Annotated in this window: 17 protein-coding genes; 7 read left to right on the top strand and 10 right to left on the bottom strand. The window is 37.1% G+C overall.

The window, feature by feature from the left end:
- From ACJAT0_RS08535 to ACJAT0_RS08520, 4 genes are all read right to left on the bottom strand, one after another.
- Positions 1-1,043 (bottom strand): aldehyde dehydrogenase family protein (locus ACJAT0_RS08535; protein ID WP_415181323.1); only part of this gene is annotated, 1,043 nt, incomplete at its 3' end.
- Positions 1,044-1,227: 184 nt separating this feature from the next.
- A complete protein-coding gene (apaG, locus tag ACJAT0_RS08530) occupies positions 1,228-1,614 on the bottom strand; it encodes a Co2+/Mg2+ efflux protein ApaG (RefSeq protein WP_374002553.1) in 387 nt (128 codons plus the stop codon).
- Positions 1,615-1,617: 3 nt separating this feature from the next.
- Entirely contained in the window at positions 1,618-2,838 is a 1,221-nt protein-coding gene (locus tag ACJAT0_RS08525) for a DUF3667 domain-containing protein (RefSeq protein WP_415181322.1), read from the bottom strand.
- A 29-nt stretch (positions 2,839-2,867) separates the two neighbouring features.
- A complete protein-coding gene (locus tag ACJAT0_RS08520) occupies positions 2,868-4,127 on the bottom strand; it encodes a DUF5103 domain-containing protein (RefSeq protein WP_415181321.1) in 1,260 nt (419 codons plus the stop codon).
- Positions 4,128-4,310: 183 nt separating this feature from the next.
- On the opposite strand from ACJAT0_RS08520, the gene ACJAT0_RS08515 reads away from it, so the two are divergent.
- The 6 genes from ACJAT0_RS08515 to nqrF are packed head-to-tail and all read left to right on the top strand — an operon-like array spanning position 4,311 to position 10,253.
- Positions 4,311-5,654, top strand: a complete 1,344-nt coding sequence (locus ACJAT0_RS08515; protein ID WP_415181320.1) for a Na(+)-translocating NADH-quinone reductase subunit A — start codon at positions 4,311-4,313, stop codon at positions 5,652-5,654.
- Positions 5,655-5,657: 3 nt separating this feature from the next.
- On the top strand, positions 5,658-6,833 hold the full coding sequence (locus tag ACJAT0_RS08510; RefSeq protein WP_374002557.1) for an NADH:ubiquinone reductase (Na(+)-transporting) subunit B: 1,176 nt from the start codon (positions 5,658-5,660) through the stop codon (positions 6,831-6,833).
- A 2-nt stretch (positions 6,834-6,835) separates the two neighbouring features.
- Positions 6,836-7,561 (top strand): NADH:ubiquinone reductase (Na(+)-transporting) subunit C, encoded by a 726-nt coding sequence (gene nqrC / locus ACJAT0_RS08505; protein WP_374002558.1) that lies wholly within the window; start codon positions 6,836-6,838, stop codon positions 7,559-7,561.
- A 43-nt stretch (positions 7,562-7,604) separates the two neighbouring features.
- Positions 7,605-8,306 carry an NADH:ubiquinone reductase (Na(+)-transporting) subunit D gene (locus tag ACJAT0_RS08500; protein ID WP_374002559.1) on the top strand — a complete coding sequence of 234 codons (702 nt, stop codon included), beginning with the start codon at positions 7,605-7,607 and terminating at the stop codon, positions 8,304-8,306.
- 18 nt (positions 8,307-8,324) lie between these two features.
- The gene (gene nqrE, locus ACJAT0_RS08495) at positions 8,325-8,939 is read left to right on the top strand and encodes an NADH:ubiquinone reductase (Na(+)-transporting) subunit E (RefSeq protein WP_374002560.1); all 615 of its coding nucleotides are present in this window, start codon (positions 8,325-8,327) and stop codon (positions 8,937-8,939) included.
- A gap of 27 nt (positions 8,940-8,966) precedes the next feature.
- Entirely contained in the window at positions 8,967-10,253 is a 1,287-nt protein-coding gene (gene nqrF, locus ACJAT0_RS08490) for an NADH:ubiquinone reductase (Na(+)-transporting) subunit F (RefSeq protein WP_374002569.1), read from the top strand.
- Between the two features lie 610 nt (positions 10,254-10,863).
- Here the strand turns inward: nqrF and ACJAT0_RS08485 are convergent.
- From ACJAT0_RS08485 to ACJAT0_RS08460, 6 genes are all read right to left on the bottom strand, one after another.
- The gene (locus ACJAT0_RS08485) at positions 10,864-12,180 is read right to left on the bottom strand and encodes a sugar MFS transporter (RefSeq protein WP_415181319.1); all 1,317 of its coding nucleotides are present in this window, start codon (positions 12,178-12,180) and stop codon (positions 10,864-10,866) included.
- A 25-nt stretch (positions 12,181-12,205) separates the two neighbouring features.
- Positions 12,206-13,186: an isoaspartyl peptidase/L-asparaginase family protein gene (locus ACJAT0_RS08480; protein WP_415181318.1), complete on the bottom strand. Its 981-nt coding sequence runs from the start codon at positions 13,184-13,186 to the stop codon at positions 12,206-12,208.
- 56 nt (positions 13,187-13,242) lie between these two features.
- Positions 13,243-13,647, bottom strand: coding sequence for a RidA family protein (locus tag ACJAT0_RS08475; RefSeq protein ID WP_374002563.1), 405 nt, complete (start codon positions 13,645-13,647; stop codon positions 13,243-13,245).
- A gap of 483 nt (positions 13,648-14,130) precedes the next feature.
- On the bottom strand, positions 14,131-15,525 hold the full coding sequence (locus ACJAT0_RS08470) for an FAD-dependent oxidoreductase (RefSeq protein ID WP_374002564.1): 1,395 nt from the start codon (positions 15,523-15,525) through the stop codon (positions 14,131-14,133).
- Positions 15,526-15,575: 50 nt separating this feature from the next.
- Complete coding sequence (gene kynU, locus ACJAT0_RS08465) at positions 15,576-16,838, bottom strand: kynureninase (protein WP_374002565.1); 1,263 nt, start codon at positions 16,836-16,838, stop codon at positions 15,576-15,578.
- Positions 16,838-17,521 carry a selenophosphate synthetase gene (locus ACJAT0_RS08460; RefSeq protein WP_374002566.1) on the bottom strand — a complete coding sequence of 228 codons (684 nt, stop codon included), beginning with the start codon at positions 17,519-17,521 and terminating at the stop codon, positions 16,838-16,840. Before ACJAT0_RS08460 ends, kynU begins: the two co-directional genes overlap by 1 nt.
- A gap of 247 nt (positions 17,522-17,768) precedes the next feature.
- On the opposite strand from ACJAT0_RS08460, the gene ACJAT0_RS08455 reads away from it, so the two are divergent.
- Positions 17,769-19,055 (top strand): multidrug effflux MFS transporter, encoded by a 1,287-nt coding sequence (locus tag ACJAT0_RS08455; RefSeq protein ID WP_374002567.1) that lies wholly within the window; start codon positions 17,769-17,771, stop codon positions 19,053-19,055.
- The last annotated feature ends 1,870 nt before the right edge of the window (positions 19,056-20,925 follow it).

Here is a 20,925-nt window from a genome sequence, read left to right as displayed (position 1 = left end):
CGTATCATTTTCTCCACGTCTGGCCACATACTTTTAGGTATATAGGCACGAGATGCGGCGCTACATTTTTGCCCTTGAAATTCAAAAGCACCTCTTACTATTGCTGTAGCCACTTGTTCAGGAATAGCACTACTATGGGCAACTATAAAGTCTTTACCACCAGATTCTCCTACTATTCTAGGGTAGGTTTTGTAGGTATTGATGTTTTCTCCTACTTTCGTCCAAAGACTTTTAAATACAGCCGTAGAACCAGTAAAGTGTACACCGGCAAAATCGGCATGGGTCATAACTTCATTAGTCATCATAACAGGGTCTGCATTTACCATATTGATAACACCGTCAGGTACACCAGCTTCTCTAAAGATCTCTATAATTACTTGTGCACTTAACATCTGGTGATCACTGGGTTTCCACAAACATACATTACCCATTAGGGCGGCACTTGCAGGAAGATTTCCAGCAATAGCAGTAAAGTTAAAAGGCGATATACAATAAATAAAACCTTCTAGAGGTCTGTATTCAAATCTATTCCAAGCGCTAGAAGTAGATTCTGGTTGCTCGGCATAGATTTCTGTCATGTACTGTACATTGAACCGTATAAAGTCTATCAGTTCACAAGCAGCGTCTATTTCTGCTTGATAAACAGTTTTGGACTGGTTGATCATAGTGGCTGCATTGATACGTGCACGATACGGCCCTGCAATAAGTTCTGCAGCTTTTAAGAAAATTCCTGCTCTGTATTCCCATGGCATTTGCGACCATTTTTTACGTGCTTCTAGGGCAGTAGAAATAGCATCTTGGACTTCTTTTTTTCCGCCTCTGTGATAGTTTCCAACGATATGCTGGTGGTCGTGTGGCGGTCTTATAGATGCGGTATCACCAGTTTTTACTTCTTTACCATTGATGTATAAAGGTACTTCCGTGTTTGCAGTCCATAATTCTTTGTATGCTGCTAGCACTTCATTCCTTTCTGCAGTTCCTGGAGCATATGATTTAATAGGCTCGTTTACAGCAACTGGGACTCTAAAAAATCCTTTTCCCATGACGTAATTTATATTTTCAATTCTCGAGTGAATTTACAAATAATCTATCATTTCTAGACGGGAGAGGGTGCTAAAGTAGTCTTAATAAGCAAGATGTAATGGTGTTTTTTGACTTTACCAGGCAACCAGGTGGAACACCAACTATTATTTTCTTAAGAAAATAGAAAGGGAGGTGGTTTAGAATCTAATTCAAGGCAAAAGGAGCACTAAGCTTAAAGGCTGGAATGATAACGCTAAATTGATTAGAGTTGCTAAAGTTGACCATTTTATAGTAACCACTCATGTTGCCAAATGGAGAGCTTAGCAAACAACCGCTCTGATAGGAGTGAGATTCACCTGGTTTTAAAACGGGTTTTTTACCTATCACGCCTTCACCATCAATATGCTCTGTACGACTTAAACTGTCTTTTATCTTCCAATGACGTGATGTAAGCTGTACAGAATCTTTTCCCTGATTTTCTATATGTATCGTATAGGTAAAAGCAAAGTGCATCTTATAATTTTTATAAAATGTACCTTCAAAAGTGGTTTGCACCGATATTTTGATTCCTCTAGTAACCTGCTGTAACATAATTTAGTAAAGTGCTATTCCTATTAAAAGTAGTAAACTGATTCCTATTATCAGTCCGATTATAAATATAAAACTTACTAAAAGAAATTTTAGTATTGTTTTTAAACGTCTTTGACTATAAAAATTGCGCATGGATTTGTACAAATAGAAAGGTCCGACAAACCAAAAAAAGAATTGAGCAAGATCTACATAACCTAAAGTGATCCATTTAAGCAGGAATAGAAGAATCATACTTAAGAAAATAAAGGTGAATACATGGAATGCAAAAACCAGATGTTCCATATAAGTGAATTCCCTGCGAGCATAAAGCAGCCATAGGAATAAAGTTAAAACTGGTGTGAAGAGAAATAGAAACACGGGCAGTTTAGGTAACATGATATCTATTAAAATAGAAGGATCTTTGCCTATAGTATCTATGGATACCATCTTTTCATAAAATGCTTGATTGTATCTGGTATTGTTGTGTTTCATTTTGACTAGTGCCGTTTCTGCATCTGATATTTTATGTTTTGTGTAGAAAGTCTGATAATAGTCTATTTGTTTCAAAAAGCGTGTAAAGAAACTTAGACTATCCATGTCACTTTGTGTTAAAGATTCAATAACGGCTGCTTTTTTTTCACCTTTCAAAGTAATTAGGCTATTTGTGGCTTTGGTATTTAATATAGAATCCTGTTGCTGCTTTATTTCTTCAGCATATTCTTCCCTTATTTTTTTTGCAATAAATTTACCAGCATAGAAAGCCTCTTCAATTTCTTGCAATTCTTTTTTTGTAAGCTCTTCTTTATCTGATACTTTAACGGATAACAATTCATTTTTTACTTCTATATTATCATTATCATTCCTCCCATTTGCAACTGCTTTTTCTATCGGGTCATCGTTAAATATTTGAACCAATTCCTCTGTTTGTATCATTAAAAAGAAGACAATGCTAACACTTAGAAAAAAACGAAATGGATTTGCATAACTAAAACGTTTGCCATTTATAAATCGGTTACTGACATGTCCTGGCTTAAATAATAAATGTTTAATCGTGCGCCAGATACGGCTATCATAAGAAAAGATATTAGAAAAGAACTCGTCAAAGAAATCCTTAAGAGCTAGCCGCTTTTTAGAATTGAGCTGGCCACAATGATGGCAATACTTATCTTCTACATCTAAAGGTGTAGCGCAATTGAGGCATTCTTCTCCTCTGTATTTAATATGCGATCTGGTGGTGGGTTTCATGTTATAAGGGCGGTCTGTAGTATATATACTTAATTTGTAATATTCTGAGAATTCGCTTCTCCTATTCCTATTAATTGATCATAGCGCCCACCTAATTCCCTGTAATAGGCAAGTACAGAGTATTGGTTTTCTGTTTGCCATTTATTACCGCTTATAAAACCTGGGTCTTGAGATCCATCACTGTAAATTACGGTGTAACGATAGTTATAAAAGCCTTGTTTTAATAAAATAACAGCTTCATATTTTCCTGTTTTGGAGTTGTAAATAGCTTCGTTTTCAGGCTGTAATTCAAAAGCATTATAATTACCCATGATGTAGATTTTTGCATCTGGAGGTAATTGTATTCCTTGTGTGTCTAGTGCAAAATGAATGTTGACATACTCTGCCTGAACGTCATTATCTTCATTATTAATGGTTGTTACTAAGTAATTACCATTGATGTCAGGATTAAAGGTGTACTCAAGATTTTTACGCGGCCCATCTACAAAAAGATAAGCATTGTAAAGTTCTCCCTTGCGCACAAAATCTATATTCATGTTAGGAGATCTAAAATCTCTATTTTCAAAGTTGAGAAATTCATTTCCTGCCCAAAAAGACGTTTCCTCGTCATATCGATATACTTGCTTATTTCCTAAATTAAATTGAGGTTTTATGTCTGTAATCGTTGTGTTTAAATCGCTATTTTGTACGATCGCCGTTTTAAGTTGATCATTTGGATTGATAAAGTTAATTTCTTTAGAGTCTATAAAAAATTGTACCCGTTGCTGTGTTAAAACATAATTTAAATCACGGGCACGTTTAATTTCTACCCCTACAACCGATTTTTGATCTAGGATCATAAACTTTCTGGAGAAGACCAGTTCCTGGCTATCATTATATATATGAATCATATAGTTACCGCTCACTTTGAAACCTTGTGTAAACTGATTAGGTATCCTTAAGTCATAATGAGAATAAGGTTGGATAGTTGTAAATGAATTGCGATAATTAAATATGCGCATATCATCAATTCCTTTAAGAAATTCATTTTTAAATAGCTGGCTGGGCACCCAGTCATAGTCATAATGCTCAAACTGGTAGTAGTAATCTGCTTCATCACCTATTACATCATCAAAACTGATTTCAAAGCCCTCTCCCAATTTAAAAATAGGCAGCATGTTTTCTGGGGGTTTGTTAAAGGTTACTGATTTTATATAATCAGGATCATTAATTAATTCCTTTTTGGTTTGAGAGTTTCCGTAGAACAATAAAAAAAAAACTGTAATAAAGAGTAGAATGTGCGACTTCATATAGGTGGATCAATAAAGTATAAATATAGTGGTATTAGTTTCAATAAATAGCTAAATGTTAAATAGCTAACAAAGTGGGACTAAGATCTATTTAGAGTCTTTCTAAATAGCTCTTAGGCGTTGACTTCAGGGCTTTATGTCGTAAATTTGCAGACTTTTATTAAAGATTAAACAAAACATCCTATGTCAAAGGACATTAGAATAAGAAAAGGGCTTGATCTAAAGCTCAAAGGTGAAGCAGACAAGATTATTGTCGATGCTCCTCCATCCTCCATTTATGCTATAAAGCCTGCAGATTTTCACGCTGTTGTCCCAAAGTTAATTCTTAAAGAAGGTACCGCAGTGAAAGCAGGAGAGCCTGTTTTTTATTCCAAGTACGACGACAAGGTAAAATTTTCTGCTCCCGTGAGTGGAATTGTTTCTGAAGTTTTACGAGGGGCAAAAAGACGTATTCTTGAGGTGAAAATCACTACTAATGGAAGTGATGAAGCTATAAATTACGGCAAGCTCAATCCTTCTGATGCAAATGCGGATCAAGTGAGAAGCATGATACTAGAAAGTGGGTGCTGGCCATTTATCATTCAACGTCCATACAGTATTATTGCAAATTCAAATGACATTCCTAAGGGTATTTTTATTTCTGCCTATGCAACAGCCCCGCTCGCAGGAGATCCTGAGGTGATACTCGCAGGTAAATTAGAGGCTTTTCAAGCCGGTGTTACCGCTTTAAGTAAGTTGACTTCTGGTAGTGTCCATCTATGTGTAGGCAAAGAGTCTATTCTTAAGAATATTAAAGATGCAGAAGTGCATACAATTAAAGGGCCTCACCCCGCTGGGAATGTGGGTATCCAGATTCACAAACTAGATCCTATCAATATGGGGGAAAGAGCATGGACAGTAGGACCCGAAGATGTTGCCATAATAGGAAATCTTTTTTTGACGGGAGAATTTAAACCAGAGAGAACAATTGCTTTAGTAGGAACTGACGTAAAAGAATCCGATCGCAAGTATTATAGAACCTTAGTAGGTGCTAATGTGAATACTTTGGTAGGTACTGTAGATACAAATAATACACGCATCATTTCTGGAGACGTGCTTACCGGAGTGAAATTGAGTAACGATCAATTTATAAACTTTTATCACAATACGGTAACACTTATTCCTGAAGGGAATGAATATGCTTTTCTAGGTTGGATGCCATTTACACGTAATCACGTTCCTTCAAATGCAGGCACTTCGTTTTCGAAATTGTTAGGAGGAAAACGTATGGTTGATACCAACCTTAATGGAGAAGATCGAGCATTAGTTGTAACGGGTGAGATGGAAGAAATGATGCCTATGGATATTTATCCGTTACAACTGATAAAAGCTTGTATGGCAGGAAATATTGAACAAATGGAAAATCTTGGGATCTATGAAGTAGCTCCAGAAGATTTTGCACTTATTGATTTTACCAATACGTCTAAGCTAGAGGCGCAAGAGGTGATACGTTTAGGATTAGATTTAATGATAACAGAAGTAGGATAGATTATGAAATGGGTAAGAAACAAATTAGACCAAGCGAGAAAGCCGTTTGAGGCTGGGCAAAAATTCGAAAAATTTGCTCCAGCAATAAATGCATTTGACACTTTTTTATTCACTCCTAATCACACAACGCAAAAGGGAGCGCATGTAAGAGATGTAGTGGACTTAAAGCGCACCATGATAACAGTTGTACTGGCTCTGGTTCCTGCACTACTTTTTGGTATGTGGAATACAGGTGCACAGTATTTGTATCAAGATTTAGGACTTGCAAATGTGACAGATGTGCCTTTTTGGGATGCCTTTATCGAGGGTGCGATACTAGTTACTCCTTTGATTATTGTAAGTTATGTAGTAGGATTGACTATTGAGTTTATTTTTGCCATCTACAGAGGTCATGAAGTGAATGAAGGATACTTGGTTACAGGTTTGTTAATTCCCATGATATTTCCAGTGGATATCCCATTGTGGATGCTGGCTATCTCTGTCGCCTTTGCAGTTTTGATAGGCAAAGAGGCCTTCGGTGGAACAGGAATGAATATCCTAAATCCTGCTTTAACAGCTCGTGCTTTTGCGTTTTTTGCCTATCCATTGTATATGTCGGGTAATGCGGTATGGGTTCATAACGGGTCTATGGACGGTATGTCTGGAGAAACTATACTAGGAACACTTGCTCAAGGTAAATCGGTTGCATATAGTTTCTTTGATGCAGCGACTGGCTTTATTCCTGGATCTGTTTCTGAAACTTCAACTATAGCCGTTTTATTAGGCGCGGCCATATTGATAATTACTAAGGTAGGTAGCTGGAGAATTATTTTAAGTGGTTTTGCAGGGGCGGCCGTTATGGGAACGATATTCAATGCTTTTGGACTTAATGCTTTAATGCAATTTGATTGGTACATGCATTTAGTAGTTGGTGGTTTAGCTTTTGGTCTTGTATTTATGGCTACCGATCCAGTAAGTGCCGCTCAAACAATGAAAGGAAAATGGATCTACGGATTCTTATGCGGATTCTTTGGTGTAATGATACGAGTATTTAACCCGGCCTACCCAGAAGGAATTATGCTTGCCATATTATTAATGAACGTTTTTGCTCCTACTATTGATCATTATGTGATCCAAGGAAATGTATCTAAACGTAAAAAACGCCTTGTAAAATCAAAGGCTCAACTTCAAACAGCTTAGAAATGGATAGAAATTCAAACTCATATACGTTCTTATTTGTCATATTGCTTATTGCTGTAGTTGCCAGTGCACTCGCTATAACGGCTACCGCAATGCAGCCAGCACAAGCAGAAAATGTTAAAAATGAGAAAATGCAAAATATTCTCGGTACGGTAGGTATTGAGGTGGCAAGAGATAGCGCATTAGTGCCATTTGAAAAATATATAGTGGAGCGCATTGCTTTAGATAACAAGGGTAACGAAAGGACAGATGTAAATGCCTTTGATATAGAACTTAAAAAAGAACTTAAAAAACCTGTAGCGGAACAAGCATTTCCACTTTATGTTGCTGATGTAGAAGGCTCCAAATATTACATTGTTCCACTACGAGGGAAAGGTCTTTGGGATGCCATCTGGGGTTATGTTGCCCTCAAGGAAGATGTGAACACAATAAAAGGGGCAGTATTTGATCACAAAGGAGAAACCCCTGGCTTAGGCGCTGAGATTACACAGGCTTGGTTCAAGGAAAGTTTTACGGATGAAAAAATTATGGGCGCAAGTGGTACTTTTGTAGGTGTTGATGTCTTTAAAGGCTATCAGGGCGGAGATAATAAAGATGATAATGCGGTAGATGCAATTTCTGGAGCTACCATTACCGGCGATGGCGTTACTAAAATGATCTCAGAGCGTCTTGTAAATTATCTTCCATATTTTAAAAATAATACCAACGTAAAAGTAGCGTCTAATTAATTATTAGTCACGCTTTCGCGAAGGCGATATAAAAACAAATTCAATGGCTGAAAATAAAAAATTAACTAAAAAAGAAGATTTGATTCTCTTTCTGTCTGATACGGAGGAGAGACAAGGTCTGTTAGGTAGGAAAAATAGAAAATTACTGTCGGATCCTCTTACCGATAACAATCCTATCACGGTTCAAGTATTAGGTATTTGTAGTGCACTTGCGATTACGGTTAAGTTAGAGCCTGCAATTGTAATGTCACTCGCAGTAATGGCAGTGATGGCTTTTAGTAATATGATTATTTCTATGTTACGTAATTTAATACCATCACGTATTAGAATTATTGTGCAGTTGGTAATTGTTGCTGCTCTCGTAATTCTTGTGGATCAAGTTTTAAGAGCTTATGCTTATGACGTGTCTAAACAACTATCTGTTTTTGTTGGATTAATTATTACGAATTGTATCGTAATGGGACGCCTGGAAGCTTTTGCACTAGGGAACGGCGTATACAAATCATTTCTAGATGGAATAGGTAACGCAGCGGGATATGCTTTTATACTTATTCTAGTGGCCTTTTTTAGGGAGTTTTTAGGATTCGGAAAGTTATTAGGGTATCAAATCATCCCAGACTCTTGGTATGAAGCGGGTTATTCGAACAACGGTTTGATGTTATTATCTCCTATGGCTTTGATAACAGTGGGACTTATTATCTGGGTACAACGCAGTCGCAGTAGGTCGTTAATAGAACAAAATTAATTTAAGAAATAGAACAAAATGGATTTAATCAATATTTTTGTAAAAAGCATTTTTATAGAGAACATGGTTTTTGCCTATTTCTTAGGTATGTGTTCCTACTTAGCAGTTTCAAAGTCGGTTAAAACGGCTGTTGGTCTTGGAGCTGCTGTAGTATTTGTATTAGGTATTACAGTGCCTATCAACTGGTTGTTGGACACCTATCTTTTAAAGCCGGGTTCTTTAAGTTGGTTAGGATCTGACTATGCTAGTCTAGATTTATCTTTCCTTAGCTTTATCATGTTTATTGCAGTAATTGCCAGTATGGTACAATTAGTGGAAATGGTAGTAGAGCGTTTTGCTCCAGCATTATACGGTGCATTAGGTATTTTTCTTCCTTTAATCGCAGTAAACTGCGCTATTTTAGGTGGTTCTTTATTTATGCAACAAAAAGATTTTTCAGGAATTACAGAAGCTACGACTTATGGTATAGGTAGTGGTATAGGTTTTTTCCTTGCGATCTTAGCTATTGCAGCTATACGTGAGAAAATCACCTACTCAAATGTACCAGCGCCACTACGCGGGCTAGGAATAACATTCATCATCACAGGACTTATGGCTTTAGGCTTTATGAGTTTTATGGGAATAGAAATTTAAAAAGAAAACATCGTTATGGACTCTAACATGATTACAGTTTTAGCAAGTGTTGCCATTTTTTTAACACTTATCTTATTATTAGTATCTCTTCTTTTAGGAGCAAAATCTAAATTGCTTCCTTCTGGGCCAGTTACTATTAGCGTAAATGGAGAAAAAGATATTACTACGGGTTCCGGAAGCACACTTCTAGGAACTTTAGGGGATAACAAATTATTTTTACCATCGGCCTGCGGTGGAGGTGGTACTTGCGTGCAGTGTAAATGCATTGTTACAGAAGGAGGAGGTTCTATATTACCTACTGAAGTACCGCACTTTACAAGGAAAGAAATTGCTGCGGGATGGAGACTTGGCTGTCAAGTTAAAGTGAAGCAGGATATGAAAATCAAAATTCCTGAAGAGGTTTTTGGTATCAAAAAATGGGAGGCAACTGTTGTTCGTAATTACAACGTAGCTTCTTTTATAAAGGAATTTGTGGTACGCCTTCCAGAAGATATGCACTATGAAGCTGGTGGATATATCCAGATAGAGATTCCTAAGTGTGAAGTACGTTTTGAAGACATAGATATCACTGCTCACCCAGAAGAGCATGATACGCCGGATAAGTTTAAAGCGGAATGGGAAAAATTTAATTTGTGGCCACTAGTAATGAAAAACCCTGAAACGGTAGAAAGAGCCTATTCTATGGCTTCTTTTCCAGCAGAAGGGCGTGAAATCATGTTGAATGTACGTATTGCTACACCACCATGGGACAGAGCAAAGAATGGATGGATGGATGTCAACCCAGGTATTGCCAGTTCCTTTATTTTCAATCAAAAAGAAGGAGATAAAGTAGTGGTTTCTGGACCCTATGGTGAGTTCTTTATCAATCACTCAGAATCAGAAATGCTCTATGTAGGCGGTGGTGCTGGAATGGCTCCTATGCGTTCTCATTTATATGAGCTTTTTAGAACTTTAAAAACCAATCGTAAGGTAACGTACTGGTATGGAGGTCGTTCAAAGGCAGAATTGTTTTATATTGAACACTTTCGTTCGTTAGAACGAGAATTCCCTAATTTTAAATTCTATTTAGCACTTTCTGAACCAGCTGAAGCAGATAACTGGAAAGTAAAAGAAGATATGGAGTCTGAAGGGGACGGTTTCGTAGGTTTTATTCATCAAGTAGTTATAGATCAATATTTAAATAAACACGAAGCTCCAGAAGACATGGAGGTATATTTTTGTGGACCACCATTAATGAACAATGCTGTTGGTAAAATGGCAGAGGATTTCGGTGTGGATCCTGAGAATATTCGTTTTGATGATTTCGGGGGATAGTATCATATATAGTTGCATCTTATAAAACCTAATCGAAAGATTGGGTTTTTTTATGCGTGTACGTAAAGTTGAGTGTCGTTTAGTACGGCCCTTATATATCTTAGTAAGGTTAGCCGTTTCCAAGAGATGGAATTGGGACTATCCTCTGCAGATGGTTGTTGAACAATACATGACTTGTAATATGGTCACCTTCCCTTTTATTCAAGAAAAAATTTACTGATCATAATTCTACAATTTCTGACAGTACTGCTTTTGTTAGACAAGAATTTATGCGAACTGAATTTCATCCTATAAAAGTTCAAGTCACTGCTGTAAAATAAATTAGTTGTACGGATAGGAATCTAGGTATATAAAAACTCTACGGTTATACACGGTTCCTGTGAAGATCCAATTCTATTTCTGCTCGGTGTTGAAAGCTCCTGTTTTGATAATTACGTTCCTCCAACTTTTATCTAGGATTGGTCATCTAGCCTTTTATGCAAGGAATAATTAAATTCCAAATGATGCGAAACTATGGGAGAGCATAGTTAGCTAGCTTTTGTCTTGGTGGTAAGGGTAATGAATAGCAGGGTAGTTGTAAATTAATTTGGTAAAATGCGCATCGATATTTTCAATTATTATGTTTTGTATAACTGCGGTATGCAAAATAGGCAACGTATCCATAGCAGAAAGTGAGAACGGTTAAAGCTACTTTAAAGCTAGTGAAGTCTGTGATAAATCCAAAGATGGGTAATATGATTCCACCACCAACAATAGCCATACACAAGAGCCCCGATATCTTAGGTTTTAGATCTCCTTGCCCTTCTAATGAAGTGGTAAATATGGTGGGAAACATTATAGAATTAAATAGACCTACGGCTAGTAAGGACCACATAGATAGTAATCCGCTTGTCAAGACGCTTAGTAAGATCAAGGTAATAGCTGTTAATCCAAAAACGGAAAGAATAAGGGTGGGTTTAAATATCTTAGTCAAGTAGGAGCCTATAAATCGGCCTATCATAGCTCCAAGCCAGTAAAAAGTAAGAAACGCACCAACTATTCCTTTGCCGTCTATATCGGTCGTATCACCTCCAAATAGTTCAATGATAAAAAATGAAGTGTTTTTTAAAACGGTACTTTGTCTAATGATTTGATCTAAATTCATTTCCATGAAATAGGTAATTGCCGCTGTTCCGATAGTAACCTCTGCGCCCACATAGAAGAAAATGGCCAAAATACCTAGCCAGACCGTTTTTCTGCTTAGCGCTTTTCTGTACGATCCTGTATCTTCACTTTCTAGTATTTTCGGCAATTTGATGAACAAAAAAGTAATTCCTAAAAGAAAGATGAGGAAAGAAAATAAAAGAAATGGAGACTGCACTGCAGCGGCTTCTTGGGCGTAATAAGCATCTTTGTTTTCCAGAGATAATTTAGATATTTGGTCACTTGTAAGGATCTTATCGCTCAATAGATATACGGCCCCAACTAAAGGGGCAATGCTAGCCCCAAAGGAATTAAAAGCCTGTGAGAGATTCAATCTACTGCTCGCTTTGTCTTCTGATCCTAAAACCGCGACATAGGGGTTGGCAGCGACTTGAAGAATGGTAATCCCACCGGCAAGCATAAAAAAAGCAATAAGGAAAACACCAAATAACCGGTACTCAGATGCAGGGTAAAATAAAAGACATCCTACAGACATGGTCATTAATCCTATGACCACACCTCTTTGATAACCTATCTTCGAAATTAATCCACCAGCAGGAATCGAGAATACAAAATAAGCCACAAAAAAAGCCGATTGTAAAAAGGTAATCATGCCATAACTCAATTCAAAAACTTCCCTTAATCGAGGTACAAGGCTATCAACGAGCACTGTAATAAATCCCCATAAAAAAAAGAGCACGGTGATAATAATAAAAGCGGAAGTGTAATTCTTTTGATGACTCATAAATGGTGATAATGGTTAAATTGAATCAAACGTCCAAATAGGCTTTCGACGCTACCCTTGTATTTATAGAGTTTTTATATTCCATTCGAGCAAATCCTGGATGTATGCAATAGCTGCCCGTTTCACCTGCTTTATTCATGGCAATATAGGCTACTTGAAAGTGATCTAACTTCTCGTGCTTTGATGTGATTCTTTTTAAAGCTTCTTCACATGCCTCTTGAGGGCTTTTACCCTGACGCATCAGTTCTACGATTAGAAAGCTACCCACATTTTTCATGATCTCTTCACCCAATCCTGTAGCTGCTGCGCCACCTATTTCATTATCAATAAATAATCCTGCACCTATAATAGGAGAATCACCTACACGACCCTTCATTTTATAAGATAGGCCAGATGTAGTGCAGGCTCCAGCGATATCACCATTTTGATCCATACATAACATTCCAATGGTGTCATGATTTTCAATATTGATGATCGGTTTGTATTCACTTGTTTCAAGCCATTCTTGATAAGCTTTATTTGAAGATTCTGTAAGCAATTGTTCTTTTTGGAAACCATATGTGTAGGCCAGTTCTTCTGCACCACTGCCCGCAAGCATTACGTGGGGTGTCTTTTCCATGACGATTCTTGCAAGAGCTGCAACGTTTGTGATGTTTTCTACACAAACTACGGCACCACAATCTCCATTAGAATCCATGATGCACGCATCTAAAGTAACATTTCCCTCACGATCAGGCGCACCACCTTTTCCTACGGTTGTGTTTTTTAAATTTTCTTCCTCAATGGCAACACCTTTGATAGCGGCATCTAAAGCGCTTATTCCTTGATCGAGAGCTTTTCCAGCTACAAGGTTTGCATTTACAAAACCCCATGTACATAGTGCAATGGGTTGTTTTCTATGAATCATGGGATATTTAGGTTTTTCTACACAAGCTATTAGTGTCGCTCCTAATGAAAGGGCAACACCTGCTTTTGTACTTTTAATGATGAAATCGCGTCTTTTCACGGGTTGAAAAATACAACTTTAGATGCTGAAATTTCTCAACTATGCGGGAGAAGTTTTTAAAGTGGCTTATGGGCCATAGCCTTAATCTCAATCAATAAATGTGGATGTGGTAATTGATGCACGGCAACAGTAGTCCTGGTGGGTCCGTCAAAATCAAAGAACTCGCCATAGGTTTCATTATAACCACCAAAATCATTCATGTTGACTAGAAAACAAGTCACATCTACGACATCCTTTATAGAAGCGCCTTCTGTTTCTAGAATAGCATTTATGTTCTCAAGAACTGCAGCCGTTTGTGCCTTGATATCTAATTTGGTTGTTCCCATTTCGTCTACTTCTACTCCTGCAAAAGTATTGTCTGCTCTGCGGCTGCTGGTTCCTGAGACGAATATGAAATCGCCCACGCGTTTGATATGTGGGTAGTTCCCTCTAGGTTTTGCTTTGTCTTTTAATACTGCCATTATATTTTATTATTATTCTCGATTATGCTCCAAGGGTTTTAAAACCTTTGGGGTATTTAATTATAGGTGCGCCTTTTTGTAAACTTCAATGCATCCAACCCAGCAATAGCATATTCATTATTTATCTTCGTCCCATTAGCTAGTAAGTAATTATGATACTAAATTCATGAATACTCTATTGGATTGCTTGAACAGCTGTTTTCTCATGAACCTCAGATGATATTCGAGCTAAAAAATGAAAGTGATTGGGCATTAAGGCATCGGTATTAATGTTAGCGACAGGAGTAATATATTTTCAAATCGCTGCAGGAATACAGATACATACGTTTATTTTCAACCAGATGGATTCCATCATTTTCTTGATTATTGATGTGATCGAATTGCCCTGCTTTTAGAAGGTCCTATTTCTTCATTATTTTAATAATTAGACCTCAAATTGATTCCAACGGTCCCAATAACCGGTGAAGTTGACTAATTTTCGATTTATTCTCGCAACCATAAAACATCTTCTGTTTTTTCTTTGATTTTATTCAGTAAAGAATCCAATTCATCATCAACGGTTATCATTTTATTTTCCAGCAACCATAAAATAGCTTTGTCTTGTGCACGGCCTTTGAGCATAGCGTGTTCATAGCTTACTCCTTCTTCAGGGAATGTCACTAATGAATATTTAGATTGGTATTTCGCTTTCGTGAAAGCGGATTCCAAACGCATCTCGATCTGACGCTTCAATTGGAAGTTTGGGTTGGCTACACTATCTCGCATCTCTACAAAATTGTCCAAAGCTAGATTTGCGATCGCATCTGCATCTGGTTTTCTTTTTGTGGAGAATGCTGTGAAGGCATCGGCCCAGGTTTCGTTTTGGTTGAGCATCTCATCAAATACGACTACGTCCTCAAAACTGGCATTCATTCCTTGTCCATAGAAAGGTACAATGGCATGAGCAGAATCTCCTATTAAGGAACTCTTACCGTAAGACGTCCAAGGTGAGCATCTTACCGTTCCTAAAGGTGGCGCAGGATTGGTATGGTATTGCTCGACGAGATCGGGAATGTGTTTTACCACATCCTTAAAGTAGGCGTTGAAAAAATCTTTTATTTCTTGATCGCTCTTTATATTGTTGAATGCTGGTCCATCGCCATCGTATTGCATGAATAAAGTAAGAGTAAAACTACCATCTAGGTTAGGCAAGGCAATGAGCATAAAACCGCCACGTGGCCAGATGTGTAAGAAGTTTTTTTCTATACGCCACTTTCCATCTTCCGTAGGTGGAATACTCAGTTCTTTATATCCATGTGGCAACCAATTCATACTGTGCGAGAACAAAAAGTCGCGCTGTTTCATCATTTCTTTACGCACTACAGAGCCGGCACCATCTGTTCCAAGAAGGATATCTGCTTTCCATTCTTTTTTTGTATCAGTTATGGCATCGTGATAAGTGACAGATGCGTTCTTTAAATCTACGGCTGTTACCGCATCGTCAAAATCTATGTGTACATTTTCGTACTTTTCTGCTTCATCGAGAAGTAGTTTATTGAGCTCTTCTCGCGAAATGGAATTGATATACTCTCCTTCCCGACCACTGTAGTTGGAAGCAAAAGTGTTTCCTTCTACGTCATGAATCAATCTGCCGTTCATAGGAATGCATAGGTCGCGTACCTTTTCTTCCAGTCCTACTAGTTTTAAACCAGAAAGGCCACGATCAGAAAGAGCAAGGTTAATAGAACGACCGCCGTCGACAACTGCTTTGCGCATGTCAGGACGTTTTTCTAAGATATCTACGTGAAATCCTTTTTGTGCGAGTCGCAGCCCTAGAAGTGATCCACAAAGTCCAGCTCCTGTGATGAGTATTTTAGTTTTTTTATTAGATGTTTTCATTTTACTACTAGTTTTGGTATCATATATTAGAACGGTTTTAAACAAGTCTCTTACAACTCACTCCTCAAAACCTCCACAAATCGCCAGCAATCCTCAAAGTTGTTATACAAAGGGACAGGCGCAATTCTAATCACATCTGGTTCACGCCAGTCAGCTATAACGCCTTTTGCGGTTATGGCCTCAAAAAGTGATTTGTCTGCATCTTTCACGGCAAGTGATAATTGGCAACCTCGATCTTTTGCGTGGCTTGGTGTAATGATAGAAATGCGATCTCCATCGAGTTTTTGTAATAAGAACTCCAGATAGTTGGTCAGTCTGATAGACTTTTCTATTAAATTTTCAAATCCAGCTTGTGCAAATAAATCTAAACTGGCTCTAATCGCTACCATACTCAATATCGGCGGGTTGGACAGTTGCCAGCCCTCTGCACCTGGCATAGGTTCAAAATCGTCACGCATTTTAAAACGGGTGTCTTTATTGTGTCCCCACCAACCGGTAAATCGCGGTAAGCTGGAATTGCTGGCATGACGCTCATGTACAAAACAACCACCTAAACTACCCGGTCCAGAATTCATATATTTATAAGTACACCATACAGCAAAGTCAGCTCCAGAATCGTGTAATTGTAAATCTACATTTCCTGCGCCGTGTGCGCAGTCAAATCCGACCATCGCTCCAGCATTATGTCCTAATTGGGTGATTTTCTTCAAGTCAAAAAACTGACCTGTATAATAATTCACAGCTCCTACCATAATTAAAGCAATGGTATCGCCTTGTTCTTTTAATAGGATTTCAAGGTCTTCTATTCTGGGAGTATGCTCCCCAGCTCTAGGCGACCATTCAAGGATATTTTCCTTATCATCATAACCATGGAACTGTACTTGTGATGCTACAGCATAACGGTCACTGGGAAAAGCATCTGCCTCGATGATTATTTTAGTGCGTTTGCCTTTAGGTTGGTAAAAACTAACCATCATTAAATGCAGGTTAGTTGTTAAAGTATTCATAATCACAACTTCATGTGGTTTTGCTCCTACAACTTTAGCCGTTGTTTCTGTTAAAATCTCATGATACGGCATCCATGGATTTGAGGCATGGAAATGTCCCTCGACACCTAAATTTGCCCAGTCTTCCAGCTCTTGGTTTAGAAAGGCTTTGGTCTGGCGAGGTTGCAACCCTAAAGAGTTACCACATAAATAGATGGAGTCAGTACCATCTTTATGTTTTGGAATATGGAAGCTTTCGCGAAAGCGAGATAAGGAATCTTCTTTATCTAGTTCTAATGCAAATTGGTGATCTGTTCTAAAATTCATTACTTCTTTTTAGTAATTTCTATATCGGTAAAATTGATGCGAGTCATGCGATCAGGCGAGCGATGGTCTGTTGCAAACCTAAGTCCGCTCACAGATTTAAACTCTTCAAAAGTGGTTGCTAAAGTAACTGCGGTATCATTCTTACTGCGGTATGCCCATTCTTTGAATTTATGGTCAGTACCGTAATAAATATCATAAGCATCTCCAGGTGTGTAACCGCCATTACCATTGTAAAGAACCGTGATCATGTCTAATGTATCCTTAGAAATAGGAGCGATTTGTGATTTCTTCTCTGTGAAGCTCGTTCCTTTATCCCAGACCAATTTGAATTCTGGTAGCAACCAATAAGTATCATTTATAAATGCGCGGTCTGCTCGTATTTGATTACGGTCTAGTTTTGAATTGCGGTTGTAATTAACAGTATCTCCTTTGGCAATTAATTGTACGTCTTGAGTCACAAGATTCCATCTCCATTTTCTACTCATAACCGTTTTGCCCATCCTACCTACATTAAAGGTAAATTTGATTTCTTGTAAACTATTCCAGTTCTCTATACCAGCAGTTGCAGCCAGTTGTTGAGCGGTAGAAAGCTCCTCTAGTTCTGAAGAATTCCCTGTAGATGATTCGTTTTTACAACTTGTAATTAAGGTCATTATTATCAAGATTAAAAAAGCTTTTTTCATGGGGAATTTTTACGGGGTTAAAAATACAAATTATAGAACTCATCCGGACTTTTTCTTTAAACCTAAAATGAGGATACTATATTTTTGTCTAAATTATCTTTGAGTCTTACAGTATAGGTGCAGAAGTAAAAAATGATCACTTTCGAACATAAAGTATAAGGTTGCGATGACTTTATCTGTTGTTACTAAATGGTAAAGCTTTGTGAATGATCTGTAACAGGAAATTGTAAAAAGGTAATTTTACAAAATGAAAGTTAAATGGGTAGAAAAAAACAAAATGAGTAAAGGTCGCAGAGTCAGTATTATACTGGTTTTAGGAACTTTAATCGCTGTTGGGCCATTTTCTATTGATGCCTATTTGCCTGCTTTTAAGCAAATTGCGGGAGATTTTAACGTAGATACCAGTGTGATAGGTCTTACATTAACCACCTATTTTATAGGTATAGGTTTGGGACAGTTAGCTTATGGACCGCTAATGGACCGATACGGGAGAAGGAAGCCGTTAATTTTCGGGCTTGTTTTATATATAGTAACTAGTCTTTTGAGTGCTTATGCATGGGATGTGACTTCCCTGGCCACCTTGCGTTTTTTTACAGCTTTAGGAGCTTGCGCAGGAATGGTAGCCAGTAAGGCGATAGTCAGAGATTTATTTGATGAAGAAAAAGTAGCTGACGTACTTTCTACTTTAATGTTGATCATGGGAATTGCTCCTATTATAGCTCCTACCATAGGTGGCTTTGTCATCCACCATTACCATTGGGAAATGATATTTTATGGTTTGGCAGCTTTTGCAGTGATCATGTTGTTCAATGTTATCTTCATACTTCCTGAAAGCTCAAAACCTAATCGAGCTACAAGTTTGCATCCTTTGCCAGTGCTGAGAGAATATATGGGTATTTATAAAAATAGAGATTTTTTTGTATTTGCTACAGCGCGAGGTTTTGTAATAGGGTTGCTCTTGGGTTATGTAGCCGCAGCACCATTTATTTTTATGGATTATTTTGAAATGAGTCAGGAGAATTTTGCCTTTACGTTCGGTGGTAATGCGGGAGGTTTAATTGCAGGTAGCCAGCTGAACCGTCTCGCTCTTACTCGATTTACTACCTTTCAAATTACCTATGTAGTGAGTGCTCTTTTGGTATTGATCACTGGTTTTGGTTTTATATATGTTTGGAATTTTACTCCAGTTTTTTGGGTAGTTTATCCTACTTTGTTTATGATGATGACCTGCATCGGTTTTCAAAATCCTAATGTCACGGCTCTTGCATTGAATCCGTTTACTAAACGGGCAGGTAGTGCCAGTGCTTTTGTAGGTGCGGTAAGTATGATTTTTGGATCTATTGCTACTTGGTTTGTGTCTAGATATGTAAATGTTTCTCTTCTTCCCTTGTTTGCTATGTTATCTGTTAGTGCTTTACTAGCTCATATTGCAGTTGAATATTATAGGATGAATTACACCCGAGGATACGCTTTTGCAAAAGCATATTTAAAACATCCCTATAAATCTAAAATCAGGAACGAGAATTTATTATAGTCCTAATTCAAAATTAAAACGAATGCATTATAAGCAGTTAGTAAATAAGAGGGGTTATTACCAGTAAATCACGAATAGGCTAGAAGTTGATTTTTATCCATTAAATAATATTTGACACATCTTTTTATTGGTATCGCTTTCGCGAAAGCGGAATATATAAAGATATTTCTGGCATTATGTTGATTATAGAGGCGTAGAATGATTTGTTATCGATTATATCAATCGACCCTATACGGTAGAAAGGGTAAAAGTTTAACCAAAAACACTAATGAAATTAAGGGAGAAGACTTCGGCATGCTTTTCAGTTAAATCAAAAACACCTTGATAGTTTTTAATATCCTATTTATATTCTAAATTATGGCGTTAATAATGTGTCATTTTAATAAATGTATCAACGTAACGTTAGTTCAATTGCTCATAGGGTACGGGTATGTGGCGCAAGATCCTGCTTTTTTACAAAATGTATCAAAGAGGAGATGTCGATTGGTACATTGACCAGTGATATGTTGCTATTTAACTTGGTATAAAGGCAGGGATAGTAAGAGATGATGGTTAATTATTATAGGTGTTGTTTTAATAGTGTTTCAGGGTCATCTCATTCCTGTGTAAATATGAGGCCTATTAATGATTTATTAATATTTGTGATAGAGTAGGTTACACTGTTGGTCTAACAATTTGTAGATGGTACATCAGGCATTTCGTTTTGTAGCTGCAGATGGTTGTCGGTTTTTAAAACACTGTTTGTAGATGGAACAGGTATCTAATAATAAAAAAGTTATAAAATATCATGCGCATAGTTGGTTCTTTATAATCATGATGAACCAATGGCACAATTAAATTTTCTTGAGAAGATAGATTTTTTTGCACGTTGAAATTAGGGTTGACGAAATAGCAACTACCATAAATGACAATATCGAATATTTAGAAGCATTTATGAATTTGGCATCCAATTGTTGGAGAATGTATCTCGCGATTTGAGAATGCCTATGGCTACTTTAAAACGATACTCTTGTATATATATATATATATATATATGTATGCTAGAGCGGTTCTTTGAGCAAATAATCGTCGCAAAGATGTTTGGTCATTTTAAGTTAGAACAATGATCAGCTTACCAATTTTTTTTGAATTGTTTTATAGCACATGAAGTAGCATGCTAAACGAATAGACTCTATATTGGAGCAATTTCTCAACGGATCTTTAATTTAGACCTAGTTTTTAAGTTCAAGCAGCAGTGAATAATATAGATGTAAACCTAAGATCAGAGGTCTCTACATTATAATAACAACTTTATTTTAGTTAAACATAGGACTAAACTAAGAGAGGTAGTTTCAACTGTTCTCAATTATAGTGTATTATAATTAGCACAAAACGCTGTAAATAAGCATATCAAGCGAAATAAAGGAAAATAAATTAGGGAATGAACAAGTAGGTTTCTTGGATAGGTAAATTTATACCAGTTAAATAGTCAATTCTTGAAAATTTTAAACAGGTATTTTAGATTGGAGCAGGACAGCAAGTAATGACGACTTTGCTGCACTCAAAAAGTTCTGAAGCTTCAGGTATTTGCTTTTTAACTGTTTAGTAAAAAAGATCAAGGAGTTGATTTTTTTTTGAATCATTTAGGAATTAGCCAAACATTCGATTATTCTTTAGTTTGACATGAAGCAGTTTATTAATGTTTGTTCGTTATACGTATTTAATAAAAGGTTTAGTTATTGATGGTGATGGTTAGGGTGGGGACGATCTGAGCTAGATTGATTTTCATTTTACAAATAGTGATCTCATTATCAGGGAGTAGTAATAAAGCTGCATTTTTTTTCATTTTTTATTAATTAAAGTTAGGTTTCGATAATATAAAGTCTGTATA

Origin of the sequence: Nonlabens sp. (assembly GCF_047636915.1) — a bacterium.
In the GTDB taxonomy this organism is placed as follows: domain Bacteria; phylum Bacteroidota; class Bacteroidia; order Flavobacteriales; family Flavobacteriaceae; genus Nonlabens.
The sequence above is the reverse complement of the archived record's forward strand: the minus strand, read 5'-3'. Positions and strand labels throughout refer to the sequence as shown.